At 40.6% G+C, this 19,460-nt stretch carries 10 protein-coding genes and 1 pseudogene; 4 read left to right on the top strand and 7 right to left on the bottom strand.

What is annotated here, in order from left to right:
- Positions 1–252 precede the first annotated feature (252 nt).
- From gltB to PLEUR7319_RS0102960, 3 genes are all read left to right on the top strand, one after another.
- Positions 253–4,851, top strand: a complete 4,599-nt coding sequence (gene gltB, locus PLEUR7319_RS0102970) for a glutamate synthase large subunit (RefSeq protein ID WP_019503722.1) — start codon at positions 253–255, stop codon at positions 4,849–4,851.
- An 85-nt stretch (positions 4,852–4,936) separates the two neighbouring features.
- Positions 4,937–6,415: a glutamate synthase small subunit gene (gene gltD, locus PLEUR7319_RS0102965; protein WP_019503721.1), complete on the top strand. Its 1,479-nt coding sequence runs from the start codon at positions 4,937–4,939 to the stop codon at positions 6,413–6,415.
- A 217-nt stretch (positions 6,416–6,632) separates the two neighbouring features.
- The gene (locus tag PLEUR7319_RS0102960) at positions 6,633–7,931 is read left to right on the top strand and encodes an RNA-guided endonuclease TnpB family protein (protein ID WP_019503720.1); all 1,299 of its coding nucleotides are present in this window, start codon (positions 6,633–6,635) and stop codon (positions 7,929–7,931) included.
- 125 nt (positions 7,932–8,056) lie between these two features.
- Here the strand turns inward: PLEUR7319_RS0102960 and PLEUR7319_RS0102955 are convergent, their stop codons facing one another.
- The 5 genes from PLEUR7319_RS0102955 to PLEUR7319_RS0102930 form a co-directional block, all read right to left on the bottom strand.
- Positions 8,057–11,491, bottom strand: coding sequence for a filamentous hemagglutinin N-terminal domain-containing protein (locus tag PLEUR7319_RS0102955; RefSeq protein WP_019503719.1), 3,435 nt, complete (start codon positions 11,489–11,491; stop codon positions 8,057–8,059).
- Positions 11,492–11,740: 249 nt separating this feature from the next.
- Positions 11,741–12,382, bottom strand: a complete 642-nt coding sequence (locus PLEUR7319_RS0102950; RefSeq protein WP_202804207.1) for a hypothetical protein — start codon at positions 12,380–12,382, stop codon at positions 11,741–11,743.
- Positions 12,383–12,582: 200 nt separating this feature from the next.
- Positions 12,583–13,077 (bottom strand): NHLP leader peptide family RiPP precursor, encoded by a 495-nt coding sequence (locus PLEUR7319_RS39110; protein ID WP_019503716.1) that lies wholly within the window; start codon positions 13,075–13,077, stop codon positions 12,583–12,585.
- A gap of 166 nt (positions 13,078–13,243) precedes the next feature.
- The gene (locus PLEUR7319_RS0102935) at positions 13,244–14,254 is read right to left on the bottom strand and encodes an iron-containing redox enzyme family protein (RefSeq protein ID WP_019503715.1); all 1,011 of its coding nucleotides are present in this window, start codon (positions 14,252–14,254) and stop codon (positions 13,244–13,246) included.
- An 86-nt stretch (positions 14,255–14,340) separates the two neighbouring features.
- On the bottom strand, positions 14,341–14,703 hold the full coding sequence (locus PLEUR7319_RS0102930; RefSeq protein ID WP_019503714.1) for a hypothetical protein: 363 nt from the start codon (positions 14,701–14,703) through the stop codon (positions 14,341–14,343).
- A gap of 75 nt (positions 14,704–14,778) precedes the next feature.
- Here PLEUR7319_RS0102930 and PLEUR7319_RS34020 point away from each other — a divergent pair.
- A pseudogene (locus tag PLEUR7319_RS34020) lies at positions 14,779–15,933 on the top strand (ISAs1 family transposase).
- A gap of 83 nt (positions 15,934–16,016) precedes the next feature.
- On the opposite strand, the gene PLEUR7319_RS0102920 reads toward PLEUR7319_RS34020, so the two are convergent.
- Positions 16,017–16,217: a hypothetical protein gene (locus PLEUR7319_RS0102920; protein ID WP_019503711.1), complete on the bottom strand. Its 201-nt coding sequence runs from the start codon at positions 16,215–16,217 to the stop codon at positions 16,017–16,019.
- Positions 16,218–16,521: 304 nt separating this feature from the next.
- On the bottom strand, positions 16,522–19,446 hold the full coding sequence (locus tag PLEUR7319_RS0102915; RefSeq protein ID WP_019503710.1) for an NHLP bacteriocin export ABC transporter permease/ATPase subunit: 2,925 nt from the start codon (positions 19,444–19,446) through the stop codon (positions 16,522–16,524).
- Positions 19,447–19,460 lie beyond the last annotated feature (14 nt).

The raw sequence follows: 19,460 nt of genomic DNA, 5'->3' as shown, positions 1-19,460 counted from the left end.
GGGTTAAATAAGCAAAAATGAGCAAAAAAACAATTATTACTGCTTAAAGCTTGGTAAATAGCTCTATCAAAACCAAACGCTAATCAATATAATCTGATTGTGATCATTTGCTAAAGAAATATGACACGTTAGCCTTTCCCGGTAAAATTAAATAACCATTAAATAGTTTAAGCCAATTGACTTAGGCTATATTAATGGCTCAAGTAAAACCTTATTTTATTTGTCTTTGTCAACGTTATTGAGTTTATCACAATGAACAATAATCAACTGCCACTACAACAGGGTCTTTACGATCCTCGCTTCGAACACGATGCCTGCGGCGTTGGTTTTATTGTCCACATGAATGGCAAGAAATCTCACGAACTTGTGGAGCAGGCATTAACAATTCTTGTCAACCTCGAACATAGGGGTGCTTGTGGTGCTGAGACAAATACAGGTGATGGGGCAGGAATTTTGATGCAGCTTCCTCATAAATTCTTGAAGAAGGTGGCAGCCCAGGAAAATATTACTTTGCCAGAATTAGGGCAATATGGCGTTGGCATGATTTATTCTTCCCCGGAACCCGCGCTTCGAGAACAAGGAAGAAAAATATTTGCCAAGATTGTCGCTGAAGAAGGACAAAAGGTTTTGGGCTGGCGTGATGTACCAACAGATAATTCATCTTTGGGTAACACTGCTAAATCGAGCGAACCTTTCATGCAGCAAGTGTTTATCCAACGGGCGACCAACTTAGATGAAGCTGCCTTTGAACGGAAACTCTTTGTAATTCGTAAGAAAACTCACAAAGAAATTCGCAGAGAGCTAGGAGATTCATTTTGGTACGAATCCAGTGTTTCTTGTCGTACGATTGTCTACAAAGGAATGTTGATGCCAATGCAGGTAGGGGAATATTATCCTGAACTGCACGATCCCGATCTTGAAAGTGCCCTCGCTCTGGTACATTCTCGTTTTAGTACCAATACCTTCCCTAGTTGGGAAAGATCTCATCCTTATCGCTATATTGCCCATAATGGTGAAATTAATACTCTAAGAGGCAATATTAACTGGATGCACGCTCGGCAATCTTTATTAGAGTCGGAGCTATTTGGCGATGACATGAAAAAGGTGCAAAATTTGATCAATATAGATGGTAGTGATTCAAGTATTTTCGATAACACCTTAGAATTATTGGTCTTAGCCGGGCGATCACTACCTCACGCGGTAATGATGATGATTCCCGAACCTTGGTCAGCTCACGAGTCGATGAGTGACGAGAAGAAAGCTTTTTATGAGTATCATTCTTGTTTGATGGAACCTTGGGATGGTCCTGCTTCGATCGCTTTTACTGATGGCACTATGGTCGGAGCCGTTCTAGATCGCAATGGGTTACGTCCCTCTCGTTATTACGTAACTAAAGATGACCTAGTAATTATGGCATCAGAAGCAGGGGTACTGCCCATTCCCCCAGAACAGGTAGCCATTAAGGGACGTTTGGAGCCAGGTCGGATGTTCCTGGTCAACATGGAAGAGGGGCGAATTGTTGCTGATGAGGAAATCAAACAGTCAATTATTACTGAAAAGCCGTATCGTCAATGGTTAAAAGATAATTTAGTAGATTTAGCATCCTTACCTGAAGCGAATTTATCTAACGGTTCATCACCTGATTCCTTAGCTGATTCTAGTACAATTCTCCAAAGACAGATGACCTTTGGTTATACCTTTGAAGAGCTGCGGATGTTACTTAAACCGATGGCGCTTAATGGAGTTGAGGCAATTGGTTCCATGGGTACAGATACGCCTTTGGCAGTGCTGTCAGAGCGTCCCAAGCTACTTTATGATTATTTCCAACAATTGTTTGCCCAAGTAACTAATCCTCCAATTGATTCTATTAGGGAAGAGATTGTTACTTCTCCAGTAACTACCATCGGTGCTGAACGAAACTTACTAGATCCTCAACCAGAAAGTTGCCATCTGATTAAGTTAAAAACTCCAATCATTACTAATGCGGAACTGGCAAAGCTCAAACACCTTGATGGAGATTTTAGGTCTATTACCCTGCCGATTTTATTCAACCCTCAAGAGGATGTGCAGGGCTTGGAAGCAAAAATTAAGCAAATTTGTACCCAGGCGGATCAAGCGATCGCTAATGGCATTAGCATTATCATCTTAAGCGATCGCGGTCTCAGTCAAGAGCGTGCGGCAATTCCGGCTTTATTGGCGGTATCAGGTTTACATCATCATTTAATTCGTCATGGCACTCGCACCAGAGTAGGGATCGTCTTAGAATCAGGGGAACCTAGAGAAGTACATCATTACGCTGTTCTCCTTGGCTATGGTTGTGGAGCAATCAATCCTTATCTCGCTTTTGCCACTCTTGAAGATATGATTCACCAGGGAATACTGGTCGATGTTGATTATCAAACTGCTTGCAAGAACTATATTAAAGCGGTAACTAAAGGTACCATTAAGATCGCTTCTAAGATCGGGATTTCTACTTTACAAAGTTATCGGGGAGCGCAAATTTTTGAAGCGATTGGACTGAACCATTCTGTGATAGACCGTTACTTTACCTGGACAGCATCCAGAATCGAAGGAGCAGATCTTGAAGCGATCGCTAAGGAAACTATCTTGCGACACAGTCGTGCTTTTCCTGACCGTGATGTCAATGTGCATACCCTTGATGTTGGAGGTGAATATCAATGGCGTAAAGACGGCGAGGCTCATTTGTTTAGTCCTCAAACTATTCATACTCTGCAACAAGCAGTCAGAACTGGAGATTATGAACTTTATAAACAATATTCCCAGCTAATCAACGAGCAGAATCAGCAACGATTTACCCTTAGGGGACTTTTAGAATATAAAGAGCGCGAGCCAATTCCCTTGGAAGAGGTAGAACCAGTCGAAGAAATTATGAAGCGGTTCAAGACCGGGGCAATGAGTTACGGCTCAATTTCTAAAGAAGCTCATGAGTCTCTGGCGATCGCCATGAATCGAATTGGCGGTAAATCCAATACGGGAGAAGGGGGAGAAGATCCCGAACGTTATACCTGGAGCAACGAACAAGGCGACTCCAAAAATAGTGCTATTAAACAAGTAGCATCAGGTCGTTTTGGTGTCACCAGTTTATATTTATCCCAAGCCAAAGAACTTCAGATCAAAATGGCGCAGGGAGCAAAACCAGGAGAAGGGGGACAATTACCAGGGAAAAAAGTCTATCCTTGGATTGCCAAAGTTCGCCATTCTACCCCGGGAGTAGGTTTAATTTCCCCCCCACCCCATCACGATATTTACTCGATCGAAGATTTAGCTGAGTTAATTCATGACTTGAAAAATGCCAACCGAGAAGCTCGAATTAGCGTTAAATTAGTCTCGGAAGTTGGGGTAGGTACGATTGCTGCTGGGGTGGCAAAAGCTCATGCCGATGTCGTGTTAATCTCTGGTTTTGATGGTGGGACTGGAGCCTCTCCTCAAACCTCAATAAAACATGCTGGACTTCCCTGGGAGCTTGGTTTAGCCGAAACCCACCAAACCTTAGTCTTAAATAATCTTCGCAGTCGTATTGCAGTAGAAACTGACGGTCAGATGAAAACTGGTCGAGACGTGGCGATCGCTACTCTGCTTGGTGCTGAAGAATTCGGTTTTTCCACTGCTCCTTTAGTTACCCTGGGCTGTATCATGATGCGCGTCTGTCACATGAATACCTGTCCCGCAGGAGTAGCTACTCAAGATCCACAACTACGTAAAAATTTCATTGGCGATCCAGATTACACCGTCAACTTTATGCGGTTTATCGCCCAAGAAGTTCGTGAAATTATGGCAAGTTTGGGCTTCCGTACCCTCAATGAAATGGTCGGGCGTACCGATGTCCTTGAAGCTAAGAAGGCTGTCGATCATTGGAAAGCTAAAGGGCTTGATCTCTCAAAAATTCTTTATCAGCCAGAGGTAGACCCCGAGGTAGGTCGCTATTGCCAAATTCCCCAGGATCACGGGTTGGATAAATCTTTAGATTTAAGTGTCTTATTAGATCTCTGTCGGCCAGCGATTGAAAAAGGAGAAAAAGTTAAAGCTACTCTGCCAATTAGGAATACTAATCGAGTAGTAGGGACAATTTTGGGCAATGAAATCACCAAACGTCACTGGCAAGGTCTGCCAGAAGATACGGTACATCTACATTTTCAGGGGAGCGCTGGTCAAAGTTTCGGGGCCTTTGTACCCCAAGGCGTAACTTTAGAATTAGAAGGTGATGCCAACGATTATTTGGGTAAAGGTTTAAGTGGAGGCAAAATAATTGTTTATCCTCCAGAAAGTTCCACCTTTGTACCAGAGGAAAATATTATCATTGGTAATGTGGCATTTTATGGAGCAACTGGGGGAGAAGCCTATATATACGGTATGGCAGGAGAGCGATTCTGCGTTCGTAACTCTGGGGTTCATGCTGTAGTTGAAGCAGTCGGCGACCATGGTTGCGAATACATGACTGGTGGCAAAGTTGTAATTCTCGGCTCAACGGGACGAAATTTTGCCGCAGGCATGAGTGGTGGAGTCGCATACATTCTTGATGAGCAAGGAGACTTTGCAACTCGTTGTAACACGCAAATGGCAGATATTGAACCTCTAGATGAAGAAGATCGCGAAACTGTTTACCAGATGATTCAAAAACACCTCGACTATACCAACAGTCAAAAAGCAGCAAAAGTGCTAGCCAACTGGCAAGAGACAGCAACAAAATTTGTCAAAGTGATGCCCAGAGACTACAAGCGAGTATTACAAGCTATTCAAAAAGCGATCGCTGAAGGTTTAAGTGGGGACGATGCCCTAACTGCTGCCTTTGAAGCCAATGCTCGTGATGCTGCCCGCATAAGTGGAAGCTAATTTTTTGTTAACCGCTGGGGCGAATCGCGAATCGCCCTTACCAAATAATTTCTTGATCTGAACCAACATAATAGACGACACAACAATGGGAAAACCAACAGGCTTTATTGAATATCTCCGCGAAGAACCTTCTGAATTATCACCAGGCGATCGCATTCGCAACTGGGACGAATTCCATCTGCCTATGCCAGAGGACAATCTCAAAACCCAAGCTGCTAGGTGTATGGACTGTGGCACGCCCTTTTGCCATACGGGTATCACCATTAATAGAATGGCTAGTGGTTGCCCAATTAACAACCTTATTCCCGAATGGAACGACCTCATTTATCGCGGACTATGGCAAGAGGCTTTAGAACGCTTACACAAAACTAATAATTTTCCTGAATTTACTGGTCGCGTATGTCCCGCACCCTGTGAAGGTTCTTGCGTTTTGGGAATTCATAATCCTCCAGTAACAATTAAAAATATTGAATATTCAATAATTGAAAAAGGTTGGGAAGCAGGTTGGGTCAAGCCCGAGCCACCACAAAAACGCACCGGTAAAAAAGTTGCTGTAGTAGGTTCTGGACCTGCGGGTCTTTCTGCTGCGGCTCAACTCAATAAAGCAGGTCATTGGGTAACTGTCTTTGAGCGAGCAGATCGTCCAGGAGGATTGCTAATGTATGGTATTCCCAATATGAAATTGGACAAGCAAGAAATTGTCATGCGTCGCATTAAACTCTTAGAACAAGAAGGAGTAACATTTACCTGCAATACCGAAATTGGCAAAGATATATCAGCCGAACAATTGCGATCGGAATATGATTCAGTGATACTTTGTACTGGTTCGACCAAACCCAGAGATTTGCCCGTTGAAGGTCGTTCTTTAAAAGGCATTCACTTTGCGATGGAGTTTCTGACTGCCAATACTCAAGCACTGCTAGACGGCAAGGATACCCCTATATCTGCACGAAATAAAGATGTGGTCATTATTGGTGGTGGGGACACGGGAACCGACTGCGTAGGTACATCGGTGCGTCACGGTTGCCGAAGCCTAGAACAACTAGAAATTATGCCCCAACCCCCCCTCGAACGCGCTCCTAATAACCCCTGGCCAGAGTGGCCTAAAGTTTATCGTCTTGATTATGGACAGGAAGAAGCTGCTGCCAAATTTGGTGACGATCCTCGTGGCTATCTAACTACTACAACCAAGTTTGAGGGAGACGAACAAGGACATATTAAAGCCGTCCATACCGCTAAAATTCAATGGGAAAGAGATGCTAATGGTCGCTTTATACCCCAACCTATCCCCGGGACAGAAAAAGTTATACCGGCTCAACTAGTTCTCTTGGCAATGGGATTTGTTAGTCCTGAACAACCCCTGCTTGATGCTTTCGGTCTAGAAAAAGATGCCCGTAACAATATCAAAGCAGAGCATGAAAAGTATACTACTAATATTCCTGGTATATTCGCAGCAGGGGATTGTCGTCGGGGACAAAGCCTCGTAGTTTGGGCATTTAACGAAGGTCGTGGTGTGGCTCGTGAATGCGATCGCTATTTAATGGGAGCCACAGACTTACCTTAAGGGGGATGGCAAGTTTTTAACACCTGTGAGCGGAAAGTCCCACGCTATAGTGCCAAGGATGTCCCTAAAGGGATACCGCTTCGCATATAGCACTTAGCGTTGGGACGGAGCTTATAAACGCCTGGGAAACCACAGGCGACAGCCCCTCATGAAAGCGAACTGAGCGGGTCAGTGGGACAGGTTTACCATTGCTAAGAGATAGTGGTAGAATAGTCAGATGATTCTCAACTATCGCTATCGCATCTATCCTGATAATGAACAAGTTGAGCTACTCGATGAGTGGCTGGAAACTTGCCGTGTCAGCTATAACTACGCTCTCAGAGAACTAAAAGATTGGATAGCCAGTCGAAAATGTTCTCTCGATAGGTGTAGTTTAGAATCAGAATATATGATGGCTGCGGATTATCCGTTCCCTAGCTACCACCAACAGCAAAACAACTTACCAAAAGCCAAGAAGAAATTTTCACGACTCCAAGCTGTACCGTCACAAGTATTGCAAACCAATATTAGACGATTGCATGATAGTTGGGATTCATTCCAAGCTAGAGGTTATGGCTTCCCACGCTTTAAGAAGTATGGACAAATGAAGTCAATGTTGTTTCCTCAGTTCAAAACCAACCCAGTGAGTGATTGGCAAATTCAACTACCTAAATTAGGAAAAGTACAAATCAACCTACATAGACCAATCCCTGAAAGTTTTGTTATCAAGCAAGTCAGAGTACTGAAAAAGGCAATAGGTTGGTTTGCAGTGGTAGCGATAGAATCAGATATTGAGCTTCCTAGTCCCGTACCTCATGGTCACGCAATCGGTGTTGATGTCGGCTTGTTGTCCTACGTGGCAACAAGCGATGGATATATAGAGAAGCGACCCAAGTTTTTCAAGACAGCCTATCGTCGGCTGAAAGTGCTACAAAAGCGTCTGTCAAGAAAAAAGAAACGAGGGAAAAACTATGAAAAAGCTCAACTAAAAGTAGCTAAACAACATAACTACATAGCATTCAGGCGATCTGACTATCAGTTCAAACTTGCCCATAAACTGTGTGATATGGCAGATACAATCTACGTTGAAGATTGTGACTTTCGTATTATGGCAAAAGGGATGTTAGGTAAGCATACGATAGACGCTGGTTGGGGAAAATTGCGAGACATATTAGAATATGTAGCCCAGAAACGAGATGTCTTTGTCGGTCGGGTTGATCATCGTGGCACTAGCCAGGTTTGCCCTAATTGTCGCTCTGAAGTCAGAAAGGATCTAAGGGTTCGACTAAGTGAGTGTCATGAATGTAATTATGTTGTCAACAGGGATATTGCCTCTGGTCAGGAAATCTGTAACCGAGGTAGAGAAACGTATCGGGGGACTCCCGAAAAGCAAGAAATTGGCTCTCAAGTCGTACTGTCGGGCAACTTGGTTGTAGATAAGTGGCGCAACCTATCTTTGGATAGTAGGGGAGCAAGATCCATTAGCGATAATGGAAGCCCACACTGTAATAATTTTAGAGCGAAAGCGATAAAATAATTCAGTGTTGGGAGGATGTCACTAATTTAGTGTAGCTAGAGTTTCAAGAAAGTTTTATAGAAGGTGAAAACCCACGTCATTCATGCGTAGGAATGTCAATACAATGATGGCTTCAGACGGTCAGACTATCCACAATTAGGCGAATGATTGAGAGTACGCTGATGGCGATCGCTATTATAAGAGGTTAAGATAACTGTGCCATCAGCTTGTTGAACTACTCCCCGCGCAGGATAAATTTTACCTTGAGCAGTTATTATAGGTGACGATGAATTTTTGGCTGCTTTTTCTGGTTTCTCTGCTTGTTTTAGATCTCTAATTTGTTCATTACCAAGTAAAGATTGGGTATTGATTAAAACGTTATTGGAAGTCAAAAGATCAGTTGGTTGAGGCGGAACAGCACCTCGATCTTTGAGAGTTAGAGTATTTTCCGTATCAGCTGAAATATCTTCAGCTGTTTCTAGAGGATCGCAAATTCGAGCAACTACTCCATCTGATTCGACAATGTTGCCTGGGGGTTCAGCAATTTCTGGAAAAGTTTCAATAACGCCAGTCATAATTGTAATATTGCCATCTACCCCTAAATTAGAACTAGCGTTAATATCATTAGTTTTGGGATCAAGATCTTTTTGAGCTATACCAAAAATTCCTTGAGTATTAATTTGAATTTCTCCTCCTTTGCCTTGAAAAGCATTAGCTGTAATATCACTATTCTCCGAAGGCATAGCCACCACGAAATCAGCGTTGATGTCAATATTGCCACCATCTGCTCCAATACTTTTACTACCAGCGGTCGTGGAAATAGTACTATTTTCTTGGAGTAACAATAAATCCATCACGTCTAACTGAATGTTGCCTCCCTTACTGGCAAGTGTTTCTGCCGATAAACTAGATTGCCTTTCCAGAGTTAGAGAATTAGTAGCAATTTTTAATTTTCCAGCATCGCCTTGACCTTGACTATTGACTACAACCTTGGCACCATTATGAAGATTTACCGAATCAGTAGCATAAATTTGAATATTACCTCCTGTTCCTGTTCCGAGGGTACTAGCAGTTATGATTGCTCCATCCCTAATGGTTAGTTTAGGACTAGTAAGAATCAAGTTCCCACTATTTCCAGTTCCACTGGTTAGTTGACTTCCTACCACCAAACTACTGGGAACAAAACCACTAGGATCGGTTCCTCTTAACTCTACAGATTCGGTAGCATTGATGGATAAACTGCCTCCATCTCCAGCAGCGAGACTAGAGGCCGTAATTTGTCCTCCCTCCTCGACCAAAAGTTGGGCAGTATTAAGTTCTACATCTCCAGCAGATCCAGTATTAATTGTGGAAGCTGAAATCAATCCTTGGTTGACCTTTAGTAATCCAGAGTTATTAATAACAATGTTGCCTGCTGCTCCCGCTCCAGTAGTAGCTGTGGCAATCAAACCTCCCTCTTTGATATTTAAATTGGCAGTGTCAATAATAATATTTCCTGCGGCTGTTCCTTTTCTACTAATAGTTGCAGCTAAAATTCCTTGAAACCCCGCATTACGAACATCCTCAGGCTTAAAATTCTCAAAAATAGAATAGTTCTGAGTTGCTGGAGCTATAACATCTTCCTGCAAAATAGTTAAACCAGACCCAGTAATTTCAAGTGATTCTGTAGCGTTAATTTGTATATCACCTCCTCTACCTCTCTCAAAGCTGGTAGCGTTGATTAGTGCCTGATGAATGTCAATTGTGTTGGCAGCGATCGCAATATTGCCTCCATCACCTGTGTCGTTAGCTACAGCGTTTAACACGGCACCGTTAGAGAGGGAAAAAGAGTTAGCTCGAATATTGATATTACCTCCCGAACCAGCACCGAAGCTTTCTACTGTTATCCCGGAAGCGCTGGCACCTATACCATCGATTTTTAACGAATCTTGGACAAATATGTTAATATCCCCTGCTTCTCCCTCAAAAATTTGGCTTCTAATAAATGGAGTTCCCATGAAGATAGAGTTCGCTTGAAAGAGAATATCTCCAGAATTTCCTTGACCAAAGTTACTGGAATCTACAAAAGAGTAATTTTCAGCGTTAATAGTATTGGCTTTAATCTCAATATTTCCTGCATTACCTAAACTGGCAAGAGAATTAATGCCACTTTCTGAAATCAGAACATTATCCCGAGCGTAAATGGATACATTTCCGGCATTGCCTCCAGCAGCAGAATAATTAGTTGCATCTATGGATGTAAAATCAGTTAAGGAAAAAGACCCCGCGTTAATTGTAATATTGCCTGCATTAGCTTTAGTTGATGATTCTACAATACTGGCGATCGCAATATCTGGACTATTATTAGTCGGATCGATTCTACCCTTTCCCCTGATGCTGAACCCCTTTAAGATATCGATCTCAATATTTCCTCCATTGCCCTGTCCCAAGTTGGCACTAAAAATACCAGCTCCCTCACTAAGAGTAAGAGACTCGGATTGAATCTTGATATTACCTGCATTACCTCGTCCACCTAAAGAATCCTCGGAGGCAGGAAAAACAACAGTAGACAATTGGGCCTCATTCGCTAAAGAGATAGATTTGGCTTGAAGAATTATATCTCCACCATTGCCGACACCATTAGGATTGACTTCGTTTTGAATGCTACTAGATTCTCTCAGTGCGATCGCGCCAGAAGCGTCTATAGTAATGTCTCCTGCTTGGACATTGGATATATCAACGTTTTTAGTAATACCCGCCAGTAGTTGGCTTTCTTTAGATAAGGTTAGATTACGAGCATGAATATTAATAAATCCTCCTCCATCAGCAGCAACATTAACAGCTGCGCCATCATTTAAAGTAATATTGGCTCTTGGTATGGAGTCGGGAAAAGTTAAGCTCCCATTAGACGTAATCCCAATTTCTCCCCCAGTAGATAGACCACCTAGTTCAATTCTGCCTCCTGGTGCAGTTAAGAGTCCACCATGAAAATTAAGCTCTCCTCCGACTAAAGTAATGTTTTTTCCTGGGTTTACCTCCAATCCGACATCATTCGCAGTAGATTGATTCCTAATTGGTTGGGGATTATCACGCAAATTCAAGCCGATAGGTGCATTGATAGTTAATATCGGTTCTACTTGTGGATTGACTGCACTAAATTCACTACCTTCATCAAATAACAAACTATCAGCAGTACTACCAAAAAATGAACCACCTATATCCAAGCGGGCATTTGAACCAAACACAATTCCCGCAGGATTAATTAAAAATAAATTCGCACCACCATTGGCTCGAATCAAACCATCGATATGAGAAATATTTTTCCCTGTAACACGACCAAGAATATTTCCTACATCAGTATTGTTATTGAAGTGGGCTTCTGTCCCAGTTGGTACAGAAAAATTGTCAAAACTATGAAATAGATTATCGCCCTTAACTGTTCCACCATTAATTTCTACTCCTGCATCTGTGGGAGTAACTTCAGTAGGTTCGGGTAGTGTACCATCAGTGGTAATAGGCTGTGCCATAACAAAACTCTGAGAAATTAGAGAACAACAAGTTACAAAACTCGCCTGGAGTACCCAAGATAATATTTTTTTCATAGGATCAAATTTAAATCGGGAAATTAAAACCAATACCTGTTCGATGTCGTTTAGAAGCTTGAATGACCTGAGAATACTGAAATTTAACTGGTTTTAAACTTGTGGTTTTATCCATATCAGATTCATCTATTCATTTATATGAAACGGGATCTGATCGATACCACATTTAAATGATGCCGTCTTTTCATCGGCATCATTGCGTGCAATTTCATTGACATCGGGAACACTACCCTGAATAAGAGCAGTATCTTAGTTAGTCTTTGGCTCTGATACTCGCTCAAACAAGGGAGAAGTATAGTAGTTTTCTGTCACAACTTGAGGGCAACGTAGACAGGCTGATTTCCCTTCTTGTTGCCACCAACGACAGTTAGAGCGGATTTGGCAAGCAGGTAAGGTTTCAGTGACACTAGGTAACTGTTCGACAATTTTCTTTGCCAAGCGACAATCCGAACCATCAAAATTTAAGCATTCTTTTTTTATACAAGAGGTAGCGATACGCATCATTTCAGATGGCTTGCCAGGAGACGCTAAATTTTGAATTTCTTCAGTAATAGGTTGAGATTCATCTAAATAAGCTATGCGAGGAGATTCAATTGTCCCTTCAACTACACCAAACACCACAGCCTCATCTGAGTCTGCTGGTGCGCTCGGACAAAGAGTTATTTCGGCAAAAGGTTTGCGCTTGTTAGCAACTTTGTTTTGCTCCAAGTCTGGCTTGACTAAGTCGTTCAAAGAAAAATTTTTGGGACTCGGTTTTGGAGATTGGACATGATTATCTAGTAAACTTTTCCACCCACCAAATTCATAACCAGAACTAAAGTTTCCCAGGCTAGCCTTTTGGCGTGCTTTAATAGCTCTTTGTCGAGCCAATAACATTGGTTTTTTTTTCATTTTTTTGCTTCCAATTTCTAAACGCATTGAAGGAGGGAGTAGCAGATATAAGTCCCTCAATAAAATCTCCAGCAACAGTTTCCAGTTCTTTCTTACCCAACTTTTCGATAGCAAAATCGCGATAGATAACTAAGTGCATGAGAGTAGAACTATTTTTCTGGCTACAATATGGCGTTGCTTAATTAAGAAAAAAGCATTCATTAATAGACCAATCCAGCCCAATTACCACTGGATAATACTGATTTTCCTCCAGCAACAGTTTCCAATTCTTGCTCGCTCAATTCTTCATTTGCTCCTTCGAGATAGATAACTAGATGCATGAGGATAGAAGTATTCTTATAAACACGGATTTCCAGATCTTCTGGTACACTCTCTCCAGTCAAAAGTGCGATCGCCACTTTAGGGTTTTGCATTAACTGAGTTTTAAAGTTTTGATCTTCACAAGCTTTAATAACTATTTGTCTGTATAAAGGATTAGAAGCAGTTGATTCGTCTTCTTCTAATAGGCTTTCAGGGATCACAATATTTTTAATCCGCGCCGTGTCTTCATGAACCTCAACTTGAACTGAATCAGGAATATTTATACCCATCTCATTTAGTACTGATTTTGGAGCGCTTAAAAACCGTTCTTGAAAATTTTTATCTATTAATAATTGCTCAGAAACTTGTTGATAGATTTTACTTTTTTTAGTCATATATATTTCTAGTTTTATATTTTCTCTATGCACTAGCTTATGAAAAGTAAAAGATAATTACAATGAATTAATTTTTGGATAAACTAGTAATTATTAAGATTAAAGCTATAAAAGTCATATCAATAGTGAGTATTAATTGGTAAATAAATACTATTGCACAATGAATTCAAGCTTTTGTAATATTACCGCTGAAATAACGAGGAATAATATTATGAGGATTGCCATAATAATCGATAATATGGCGATCGCGTAGGATGATTGACTCTTGAAGAATTGCCATATTCTTCTTGACCCGCAACTGTTCTTCAACGGAAATATAAGCTACTTCTGCCAGCAAATTCTTGGTTATCTGCTCATGTTCTCCTTCATCATTAATCTTGGCGTGTAACAAAATCGGTTGATAAAATTCCCTCGGCAAATCCCGATCCTGACAACACTGTTTGAATAACTCTAAAAACTTGGGATCGTCTTGTTCAAATAACCATAGTGCCAATTTAAAACTTAAAGGATGCTGTTGAGCAAAAACAGCTAAAGCAGAACAAATAGCAAAAGTCATCGGTAAAGGCTGTATCTGTTCAAGTTGTGTTTCTTCAATTCCCACGCTGGCTAAAGAATTTGTGATTAAGCGATCATGATACAGTTCAGAAACGAAAAATTCTTGAAGGAGTTGATAAGTCTCAGGTGTTTCCTGCTTAGTTAAGGAACCAGCCAACAGACGAGGACACAAATGAGTAACGTGATAGGATTCTAGAGCATAGCCAATTAATTGCTCTCTAGTAATCGTTCCTTCAGTCATCTTCTGAAAAGCTAAAGGATGAACAATCTGGTTTTGCCAACGCTGCAAAAAACGTCGTATCTCTCGATAGAACTGTAGTCCAGTCATTGGCTGAATTGCAATTTGAGCTTGGGTTTCTTGGATCATTCCCAAGCGGTCAAACTCTAATAGTAATTCAGGTATCTGTTCCTCAATGTCGGGACAAACTTGAACTAATTGTGGCAATGATAAATTGCCAGTCTGTAATAATTTTAATAGTTTAGTTGTTTGCGGTTGGTTTTCTGGTTCAACTGAGAGTAAATATTCTTGAGTACCATAGGTAATTTGAACACTAGTATCTTTAAAATTAAAAAAGACTTGCTCTTTAAATAAAGGTTTTTTATAGTCTTGAATTAAAAACATAAATTCTCTTGGAAGTTATCTTGTTGAAAAGCTATCTTGTTGAGAAGCTATTTTGTTAGGAAGTTAACTTGTTGATTAGAATTTGATTAGATTAGAGAAACCGATCGCAACAAATCATGAGTAGAAGAATAGTGATTCCAGATTGCACTATGGAAATGATGATACATTTCCATAAACAGATAAATTTGTCCTCTAAATCGCTGTTTAGTTTCCTCTTCCAAATGAGGAACTTCTTGAAACAGACTATGTATTAGTCTTTGATGTTGATTTTCTTGATTGAGCTGTGTCAATTTTCTAATAAAAGTCAGAAATTGAGAATCTACTTTAGTTCGTTCACAAGCTGCAAGGTAAATTTGCCAATTTTGCTTCGCTTTTTGTTTGATAATTGCGATCGCGTAGAAGAAAAAAAGTGGCTCAGAATTTGCCCAATATGCCAAAGCCTGACACATTGCTATTGCAGGGTAAGCGCAAGAAAAATAAAGCTGTAATATGCTAAGAGAATCATCTCATAATCAGGATTCCCAATGGTTAAAGGTTTTGCTGAAGCGTCTGTCTCCAGAAAGAAAAGTAGTAAATCCTCGTCACTCAAACCTGCTATTGATGGCGAACAATTACAACAACAATTAGCAGAGCATTTTGAGGATTTAGAAGACCCCAGAGGCTCTCAAGGTGTGCTTCATCCATTTATCAGTATTGTGACGATCGCCTTACTCGCGACAATTGGCGGAGCGCAAGGATGGGAAGATATTGAAATTTACGGTGTAAGTCATGAGGAATGGTTATCTAGCTTCTTGAACTTACCTTTCGGGATTCCGAGTGCCGATACTTACCGAAGATTATTTGAAAGAATTTCACCTCAAGCTTTAGAAAAGAGTTTCAATGGTTGGTTGAGCAGTTTAGTAATTGATTTAGGGGCAGAGGTCATTCCCATTGATGGTAAAACACTTAAGGGTTCGTACGACCGCAATGGCTCTCAATCGGCTTTACATTGTGTCAGTGCTTGGGCCAGTAAACACCGATTGTTTCTGGGTCAAGTTAAAGTCGAGTCTAAAAGTAATGAAATTACAGCTATTCCAGCCCTTCTGGAACTATTAGATATTTCCAGAAGCATCATTACTATTGACGCGATGGGAACTCAACATAAAATCGCCCATCGCATTGTTACTCTTGGTGCTGACTATGTCCTGGCACTGAAAGCTAATCATCCTACTTTACACACCCAGGTACAACAATGGTTTGAAAACGCCCAAGCGTACAACTTTGAGAGCATTGAGTACAGTTATGATGTACGAGTAGAATCAGGACATCACCGTCGTGAAAAACGACAGGTTTGGGCTGTTTCTATCTCTCAGATGGGGGATTTGTACAAACAGACCCAGTAGTCTGGATTACAAACTATCGTGATGGTTATTCGCACCCGCCATCTATGGAATAAGACCACCCGTGAGGTGATGTTCTATCTTAGTTCTCTCTCTCCTGATGCTCAACAACTGGGCAGAGCAATCCGACAGCATTGGTCAATTGAGAACCAACTCCATTGGATATTAGATGTGACTTTTGGGGAAGATGCCTGCCGTATTCGTACAGGCAATGCTCCTGAAAATATCGCTTTACTGAAACGATGGAGCATTAATCTACTTAATCAAGAAACGAGCTGTAAGCGCAGCACTCGTTTCTAAGCGAGGCGAGCCAGCATGGACCAGGGCTATTTACTCAAAGTTCTCGCTGCTTCGATTCCCCTAAAGTCTAACCTATCTGATACCTAAATTTTCTTGCGCTTACCCTGAGGAGGTAAGACTAAGTAAAGTTCTTTAGAAGTGCCTGCATAGGCAAATACTTTTACATTTTCGGGGATTTCTACTCCTTGTTTGGCTAAGTATGACTTGGGTTCAGTCATAAAATCCTCTTTACTTGTGGGATTTTCCCAAAGGTGTTCAATGATATTTTGATAGTTATTAGACATTGGTTACTCCTAATTAATAGATATTAGACGAATAGATGTAATTAATTGTCTTATTTAGATGATTTGCTAGCTTAAACTAAACAAGTATACTCTTCACCGATTAACTAATTTTCTAATATGCAGTGCAATAGCAGATATAAGAATATTAGTTTTGTTTTAATTTTTCTTTTTATTTGGATAAAAAGAGTAAATCTAAAATTGTTTGACCAATTAATAATTTAATTATGAATACTTTTAACAGTAGATTGTTGTTGTTTTTCAAGTTAAAAATCACATTTTTTTAGCAATACAAAGGAATAACTTCTTAAGCTGTTTGTCTTTTCATCAAATTGGAGAATAGTCCTTTTTGAGTAGCGAGTTCTTCAAAGCTTCCCTGCTGAACTACTCTGCCTGTTTCTAATACATAGATGCGATCGGCATTGCGAATTGTACTCAGTCGATGAGCAATCACAATTCTAGTTACTTGCAATCGATCTAAGTTTTCACTGACGATCGCCTGGGTCGTATTATCTAAGGCACTGGTAGCTTCATCGAACAGCAAGATACGAGGTTTTAGTATTAAAGCTTTGGCAATTAGAAGTCGCTGTCGCTGTCCTCCAGAAAGATTACCTCCTCCCTCGCTAATAACTGTATGCATCCCCATAGGCATACTATCAATATCACGATCAAAACCAGCCATGCGAGATGCTTGCCAAGCTTCATCCAGAGTAATTCTAGCTCCTCCAGCCAGATTATCGAAAATTGAACCAGACATGATTGTGCCGTTCTGCAAAACCACACCCAACTGTCGACGTACAGCACTAACATCAAGCCCTGATAAATCTTGACCATCATAATAAATACTCCCATCTTCAGGAGTTTCAAATCCCAGTAAAAGGCGGAAAATAGTTGACTTCCCACTGCCAGAGCCACCAACTAAAGCAATAAAATCTCCTGGTTCAGCTTTAATACTGACATTTTCTAGAGTTAAAGGAATATCCGGACTATAGCGAAAAGATACCCGATCTATGCTAATTCTGCCAATAAGTTGCCCTGGATCTGCTCTACTAAGATCGACTTCAGGTAAAGTCTCGACAATGGGCTGCGCTCGTTGCCACTGAGGAATAACCTGTAAGATATCCGTAGCTATATTACTTACTTCAGTTGAACCACTGATAAAGGTAGCAAAAGCACTATTAAAAGCTAAAAAAGTTCCCACTGTCAATCCTGCTTTACCAGTTGTCTCTGCCTGCTTAAGTAAATGGACTGTGAACCAGAAGAGGATACCAGAAGTAAGTATCGGCATCACGGTATTGAAGACAGCAACAATATCTTCAATTAATTGAGTACTAAGTTCAAGTTTAATTTGTTTACTATAATCTTTACTCCAGAAAGCAAAAGCTCTTTCTTCTGCCCCAGCAACTCGTAATTTAGAGATTCCGTTAATTAACTGAACAACCTGCCCAAAAATGTTACCTTCGATTTCCAGTAAAGGTCTAACTTTGCGTACTAAAATCGATCCAGACAAAACAGTGAAAACAATAATAACGATCGCCGTACCAATAGCAATAAATGATAAAGGTACGCTATAGAAAAAGAGTAACCCTAGATTGAGTAAGGCAAAAATACTGGTGACTAATTTAATTAAGATAGTACTGCCGAGTTGTCGTCGAATTTGACTGACGGAGTTAGTCCGAGATAAGAGATCTCCTGTCGTGAATTGACGGAAAAAAGAGACTGGTAAATTAAGTAGTCGATCCCACATTGCCGATTGAGTCGAGGCATCAGAAGTCGTTTCGATTCTTAAAAGAGCAAATCCTTGAGCTAAACGAAATAGTGCGGTGGCAAAAGCAGCAATAACCAATCCCAAGCCAATTTGAATTAAAGAAAAGCGATCGCTGTCGGGAATAGAATTATCGATCATAATCGCCGTAGCTTGGGGAGTGAGCATTCCGAGCAAAGTAATGGCAATGCTAGTCAAAATAATAATTAAGATATCTCTAAATCTGCCTTTGAGCGCAAACTTGAGAATATCGAAAACAGAAAGGGCTTTATCAGCAAAAGAACGATAAAACATCTGAGCTACTGGCTCGATTTCCTTGGCACGATCGCTATCAATAGGAATGCGAGTATGATTATCGGGATCTAATAATTCGTAGCTATGAGAATCCTTGGGAAGTAAAGCTACTGCTTGTTTATTGGATTCAGAATGAATATAGCCAATCAAAGGACCACAATCTTGCTCCCACCAATTATCTCGTAATAATACTTGCCTGGTTCGTAAGCGAGAAGCTCTGGCAACTGCTTGTAAAGGATCTTCAAGTCTGCTGAGATCTTCTGATTGACCAGGAGGACTAATTTTCATGCCCAACGATCTTCCTACTGCTCCAGCAGCTATTAATAGAGGAGTATCTCCGATAATCAAGTTATCTTTTTGAGAAGCTAAAGGAGATGCTAACTCCCCTAAAGCTTCTGCCGTAACTTGTTGGTTGAGATTATCTAGAGCTGCTAATCGCTTTAATTCATCATTTTGCTCTTGTTTTTGGATGAGTCGATTACAAAACAGAAAGTGTCGATGAAATAAAGATATTCCTTCCAATAAATCATCTATGTCTGACAACGAACTAGTAATTTCTGTAGTTAGTTGAGTATCATAACTTGCTTCAATCCAGAGATCGTGAGGAATGGGTAAAATTTTAATCTGCTCAGTGATAATTAATTCTTTAATTCCTAGTAATCGTACTAACCCGTCTCGAAGTTGCACCCAAACAACAGTATCTGCGATCGGTTGTAGAGTTTGACCTTTATTAAGCGAAAAGCTTTCTTTTCCTGCTGCTTTGATGTGAATAGTCGGTACTGTAGAACTAAAAAGATTGGTGTCAAAATTCTTTAACCATTTATCGATTAAAGTTGTCAAATTAGAGTTTTCATTAGTAATTAATGGTCGGAGTAATTCTGGGTTGAGCTTCAGTAAAGTCACTTCCCCCATTGGTATTGCTAATATTTGATAGTCAATCTCATTGGGATTAGCAATAGTACCAAAAAGAGCTTCTCCAGATTCACAACTAAAAAGGTAACGACGATTTTCCTCGGTCATACCATCTTTAACTGTGACAGCAAATAATGAGACAGAACCGGATTGAATTTGCCAAACTGTTTGTGGGTCATTCAGCAGAATTGGTTCATTGCTATTAAAAGTATGTACTTTTAGATTTTCGGGATATTGTGCTTGACTCTCGGAACTAACCATTTTCAATATCTATA

The sequence above is a fragment of the Pleurocapsa sp. PCC 7319 genome (assembly GCF_000332195.1).
In the GTDB taxonomy this organism is placed as follows: Bacteria; Cyanobacteriota; Cyanobacteriia; order Cyanobacteriales; family Xenococcaceae; genus Waterburya.
This window is presented reverse-complemented; position numbering and strand designations above follow the sequence as displayed.